This is a genomic window from Candidatus Brocadiia bacterium (genome assembly GCA_041658285.1).
Classification (GTDB): Bacteria; Planctomycetota; MHYJ01; order JACQXL01; family JACQXL01; genus JBBAAP01.
This window is the reverse complement of the sequence record JBBAAP010000026.1, coordinates 1-3459: the sequence shown is the minus strand read 5'-3', so window position 1 is coordinate 3459 and position 3459 is coordinate 1. Positions and strand designations below refer to the sequence as shown.

Annotated in this window: 1 protein-coding gene; it reads right to left on the bottom strand. The window is 46.4% G+C overall.

Annotation, left to right across the window (positions count from 1 at the left end):
• Window positions 1-3459 (bottom strand): cysteine peptidase family C39 domain-containing protein (locus WC980_10815; protein ID MFA5795542.1); only part of this gene is annotated, 3459 nt, incomplete at both ends.

Below are 3459 nucleotides of genomic sequence, written 5' to 3'. Positions count from 1 at the left end.
CCAATTGCGAAGAGCCGAGCGATACCGCTATAGTATTTATCTCGCTGATCGCGTCAGTAAATGATTGCAATATATTATAAGCGTTACTGCCGGATTTATTAGCATCGAGAAGATTGACAGCTTGATCAAAATTGCTTGTAGCGGTAGTTTTGAACGCTGTCCACGGCGCCGCCCAATCGTACATTTCGCTGCCTTTTATATATTGATCGTCGGCCTTATACGCGTTATACGCGTCCATCATCAGCTGAACAATTTTTGCTATCGATGCTCCCTCTCCGTATACATCGCTAGGACCCCAGTGCCACCTCTGCCGCCAGTTGTCCATGACCTTCTGTATGAATGTCTTGACGGAGCTTGTCGTATTCGTATATGTACTGAATGCGGTACTGCCCATATTCTTCCATTCAGAACCCATAGCGTTTATATAGCTGCCTGCGTTGGAAGAGACGCTTGACCAATATTGCGACAACGCCGCGCTAACCTTGGTACTTGAAACATCCGCGGCGGAATTAATGGCAGAATACGCGGCATTGATGTAAGACGATTGTCCGTTCTCGAACAGGTCGCGGGATTCCATATAATAATTATAGGCCCACATCATAGACTGGAATGATTCGGCAAGCATATACTGGTTTATCGGCATATACGGTATGTCCTGGTCCATAGTAAGGTTCAGGGCGTTTAGAGTATTCCACCTTTGTGTCCCGGCAAACCTGTCTGTATATTTATAATCTATGGCAGGGAACCATAGTGCCTGGAGCGGCCTGTGGTTTAAAAGACCATCGTCTGAAGAGCCATAGTCCAGTACCAGGCCGGCCACATAACTTCCGTCCGTATCCTTTGTGTAGTACCACACCCAGTAGTTATCGGGCACCAGGATATCCGGCGCTATTTTCTTTATCCAGCTGTCCTGGTTGTTATTGTCGTTATTCGGCTGTATATCATATAAAAATTTATAATTACTCAGCTCGGTGGGATCTTTCGCGTAGAATCTTATATCTGTAGTCTCACCCTGCGCATTATAAGAATCTGTCCTCATGACTATACCAAGGGCCTCAGCATCGGTAAGGGCCTCCTTATCAGCCTCCTGCGCGCCATACCAGTAATTATAGACGTTATTGCCCATGTCGAGCCAACCCTCTATCCCGGCGCCCTTTATCAATGCGGCGCTGGCATCGCTTATAGGCGTACCGGTAGCAGGCTGTGTCAGCGCAAGGACCGTCCCGCTCCACTTCGCGGTAAACTGCGCTTTGGTAACAGTGGTCAGGGTATAGTTATCATACATCGTGACCATGCCGTAGGGGTCCACACCCATAACCGTTACGTAGTGATCTCCGCCGACGTGAGCAATGACCGGCCCTGCCTTTACGGACGCTTTAAGCTGATCGAAGCTGATATTATAAGCGTAAGTCTGAGGTACGCCTGCCAAAAGCGCCGCCATCTCTTTCATCGTAGTAAGAGATATTTGCAGTTGGCCGGTGGGCGTATTCGAAATAGCTCCCCCGGTTATATCCTTTATTATCATTTGCGCGGCCATGACAGCGTAATCGGTAACCGCTTTTACAGGATTGAGTAAAAGCGCCATAGAGTCAAAAGCGCTTACTCCAAAGTGTTCTGACTGGGAATTCAGCCACGACAGTATGTTCGTAATAGCCTGAGTCGTCTTGCCGCTTACAGTATTGAGCCAAGTCGATACCTTGCTTATTATGCTCGAGCGGGTTGCGGCATCGACAGCACGTATGCCGCCGTATATTATTTCGCCCGTATCAGCCGTATTTTTACCTTTTTTAATATCAGCCGTGAAATAGACAGGTGTAGCGCTGTCTCTAATCTGCTGGGCCAGAGCCGTAAGGTCTATCGACTGCGGGTTCAACGGGTTGGTCAGGTCTTTTAAGACGGTAGAAGTGCCGTCCAGATTGACCCTCGTTCCGTTTATCGTAACAAAAGGCGTGGTCGAGCTGAAGTAATCTATCATTTCGGCTGTTGTAAAGCCCTGCGTTTCATCTATATTGACGGTCACTTTGTGAGCTACTAACTGCCCGGACGCTTTATTCACTTCGACATCGACATATATGGGCACGGGTGGATTATTCAATTCGATCTTGATCACATTGCCTTCTCCATCGGTTGTGAGCTTGGCGTAAGTTGAAATGATGTTCAATTTGTTAGTGTTAAAAATATGGTAGAGAGATGACAAGCTTATTCCGGCGCCTGTAGCATCGTAAGCTTCGGCATCCGCGGCTATATTGTAAAGGGTGCCGTTCATCACTATAACCCGCTGTACATCGTCGAAATCATCGATAACATGGCCGCTTACATTAAACAGATCATATAGGTACTGCAGAGTAAGCACGGTTCCGTCTTTTTTAACTATAGATGCCGCGGAGATGTCGATAGTCCTGCCCTGGACGGTTATGGTATTCGCAGTGTCATCCGCGTCGTCCAGCTTACCTCCTACGTTGCTGGAGAGATCTGTGGTAAGTTTAATCTTCAGCGCTTTCCAGATCCATGTCGATCCGTCATTTGCGACCTCGGGATCGATATTTACATATGTCGGGATCCCGCTGGTATTGTTGCCGGCATAGAATTTCTTCAGGTCATTCCAGCTTATAGATGAGCCGAAGGCATCTGTTATTACAACTGAGGAAGGATCTACCGTAAATACGACACCGCCCAGGCTGAACGAATCGAGAGCTGTGCCGATCGTCATCTGGCCGCTCATAGACGGCGTGATAGTACTGGACGCTTCCGATATGGAATTAACGAAGAAGAACATGCCGACCTTAATACGCGCTATCTTAACCTCTGTGCCCTCGCCGGTAAATTCGGCTGTAGCAACTACAGGGATCGATAACTGCAAATAAGAGAGCATTTCGGTTTCAAGCTCTTCGACCGTCATAGTTATACCGGTAGCCGTATTTAATATAGTAAATCCGTCCGCCAGGTCATAAGTGACTCCGCCAAAAACTATATTGAGTCCATCTATAGAATCGATCGTATCTGTGGAGGATACGGTATTCAAAGGTTCGACCTTTGTCAGCACATCTAAATTTACAACTATTATAGATCCATCAAGAGCGCGAGTAGCAAAGATGCTGATCATCGTATCTATCGAATTTGCGGAGTTACCGTTTACTATCTGCTCAAGCTGCGACAGGTCTATTAAATTGCCGTCCGAATCTTTTATAATAGTGCCGGCGCCGATCGCCATATCAGATCCGTTTATAGTTATCTTGTTATCCGTTATATTCACATTCCCGGAATCTATTTTGCCTGTATAATCAAAATTGCTTCCGAGATCTGCGGTGATAACAATGCTTGAGATGTATTTATCCCCGGACACCGTCGTAGATATTATTTTAAAATATGTGTTTTCATGGTACTTAAGGTATGAATCAAAATCGGATAGCGTAATCGTTTCGTTATTAATGTTTTTGATGGATGTGGCGCTATTAATGA